This is a genomic window from uncultured Phenylobacterium sp. (assembly GCF_902826855.1).
Classification (GTDB): domain Bacteria; phylum Pseudomonadota; class Alphaproteobacteria; order Caulobacterales; family Caulobacteraceae; genus Phenylobacterium.
The window spans coordinates 1-2,244 of record NZ_CADEGK010000137.1 but is presented as its reverse complement, the minus strand read 5'-3'; the positions used below and the strand labels follow the sequence as shown (position 1 = coordinate 2,244).

The 2,244-nt window shown below is 69.0% G+C and carries 3 protein-coding genes; 2 read left to right on the top strand and 1 reads right to left on the bottom strand.

Translation table 11 applies throughout. The features are described from left to right. Positions 1 to 939, top strand: a 939-nt coding sequence (locus QZV94_RS17195; protein ID WP_293679379.1) for an FtsX-like permease family protein, incomplete at its 5' end; no start/stop codon positions are given. 31 nt (positions 940 to 970) lie between these two features. Here the strand turns inward: QZV94_RS17195 and trxC are convergent. Next, positions 971 to 1,417, bottom strand: a complete 447-nt coding sequence (gene trxC / locus QZV94_RS17190; protein ID WP_293679378.1) for a thioredoxin TrxC — start codon at positions 1,415 to 1,417, stop codon at positions 971 to 973. Between the two features lie 99 nt (positions 1,418 to 1,516). On the opposite strand from trxC, the gene QZV94_RS17185 reads away from it, so the two are divergent. Continuing rightward, on the top strand, positions 1,517 to 2,244 hold a 728-nt coding region (locus QZV94_RS17185), incomplete at its 3' end, for a serine hydrolase (RefSeq protein WP_293679376.1).

Here is a 2,244-nt window from a genome sequence, read left to right as displayed (position 1 = left end):
AGCCACACCGACGTGTCCCTCGACGGGCGAAAGGTGAACGTCGCCCGCGCGCCGGTCGACTTCGGCTTTTTCGAGGTGTTCAGCGTCAAGCCCCTGGCCGGCCGTCTGTTCGACGAGCGTCGTGCCGGTGACGCCGCGTTCGACAACCCCGACGCCTATCAGCCGGTAATCCTGAACGAGACCGCGGTGCGTAAACTGGGCTTCCGCACCCCGCAGGAGGCGATCGGCAAGACGCTCATCTGGGACGGGTTCTGGGACGAGACTCTTCGCCAGGGCGTCTCGGTAGTCCAGCCGCTGAAGCCGTCCGAGATCATCGGCGTGGTCCCGGACTTCACCCTGGGCTCGGTGCGTCAGCCGATAGAGCCCTTCGTGTACGGCATCGGCCGGATCGCGCCTCCCAGCTTCATCGCCCTCGCCATCAAGATGGACCCAGCACGGGTTCCCGAGACCCTGGCGGCCATGGACCGGATCTGGAAGCGGGTGGGCCAGGGCGAGCCGATGAGCCGCTATGACGTCAGCCAGTTCGGCCTGCGGCTCTACATCGACACCATCATCCAGGGCGCGACCGTGGCCATCGCGGGGCTCATCGCGCTCACGGTCGCAGCGCTCGGCCTGTTCGCGCTCAGCGCCTTCACCACCGAGCGGCGAACCAAGGAGATCGGGGTTCGCAAGGCGATGGGCGCGAGCTCGCGGGATATCCTGAAGCTGCTGCTCTGGGAGTTCACCAAGCCGGTGCTTTGGGCCAACCTTATCGCCTGGCCGGCAGCCTGGTTCATCCTCAACTGGTGGCTGTCCAGCTTCGCCTACCACGTCGACATCGCGCCTTGGACCTTCGTGGCCGCAGGCGCTGGCGCGCTGACGATCGCGCTGGCGACGGTGCTGGTTCATGCGCTCAGCGTGGCGCGGTCCAAGCCGGTGGCGGCGCTGCGCTACGAGTGACGCCACAGGTTCGGAGGGCCGCGTCGGCGCGTCACGCCCCCTTCGGCGCGAACTGCTCGACCCAGTTGCGGAACAGGCCGGGATCGCTCAGCCCAGCCTGTTGCGCGGCCACCTTGCCGCCGGCGAAGCAGAACAGCGCCGGGATGCCGCGAATGCCGTAGTGGGCCTGCAGCTGCGGGTTGGCGTCCACATCGACCTTGATGAACCGCGCCCGCGGCTCCAGCTCGGCGGCGGCGCGCGCGAAGATCGGCGCGATCGCCCGGCACGGGCCGCACCATGCCGCCCAGAAGTCGACGATCAGGGGCAGGTCGCTCTTGGCCAGGTGCCGGTCGAACCGGGCGGCGTCCAACGCCACCGGCGCGCCGGTGAACAGCGCCTTCTGGCATCGGCCGCACTTCGCACCGTGCGCCAGCCGTTCGGCCGGCAACCGGTTTGCGGCGTCGCAGTGCGGGCAGACCACGTGCAGGGGCTCGGGCATGATCACCTCCTTCGGGGCTAACGCTCGGCGTCAGGATCGGTTTGAATGACGCCGCGTCGCCGGACTAGTCCCTGACGCAGGTCAACTGGGGAGAACAACATGGGCAGCGTCGCGGAACGGACGGACAACGACCTGGCGGCCCGGCTGGACCCCATCCTGGACGCCGCACTGGCCGAGCAGCGGGTCGTCGGCGCCGTGGCCCTGGTCTCGAAGCGCGGGGAACTGGTCTACGCCCGCGCAGCCGGCCTCGCCGACCGCGAGGCGGGGAAGCCGATGACCCTCGACACGATCTTCCGCGCCTCATCGCTCACCAAGCCGATCGTCACCGCAGCCTTCCTGAGCCTCGTGGAAGACGAGGTGATGGGGTTGGACGACCCGGTCATTCGGTGGCTGCCCGACTTCCAGCCGAAGCTAGCGGGCCAGGTCCCGACCATCACCCTGCGCCAACTGCTCACCCACACCTCGGGGCTCTCCTACGGCTTCATGCAGCCCGACGACGGCCCCTACCTGAAGCTGGGCGTCTCCGATGGCATGGACCAGCCGGGCCTGGGCTTCACCGAGGAACTGAAGCGCATCACCGAGGCGGGCCTGTTCTTCCCGCCCGGGGCGGCCTGGCTCTACTCCGTGGGCATCGACGTCCTGGGCGCGGCCATCGAGGTGGCGACCGGCAAGTCCCTGGGCCAGGTGGTCGCCGAGCGGGTGACCGACAAGCTGGGCATGGCTGACACGGGCTTTGCGATCTCCGACCCAGCCCGCCTGGCAGTGGCCTATGCCGATGGCGCGCCGCCCGTGAAGATGGGGGCCACCCACACCGTCCCCTTCGCCGA

Bases quoted from the DNA above. Each gene is read 5' to 3' on its own strand.
- trxC (WP_293679378.1), bottom strand. From the start codon at position 1,417: ATGCCCGAGCCCCTGCACGTGGTCTGCCCGCACTGCGACGCCGCAAAC.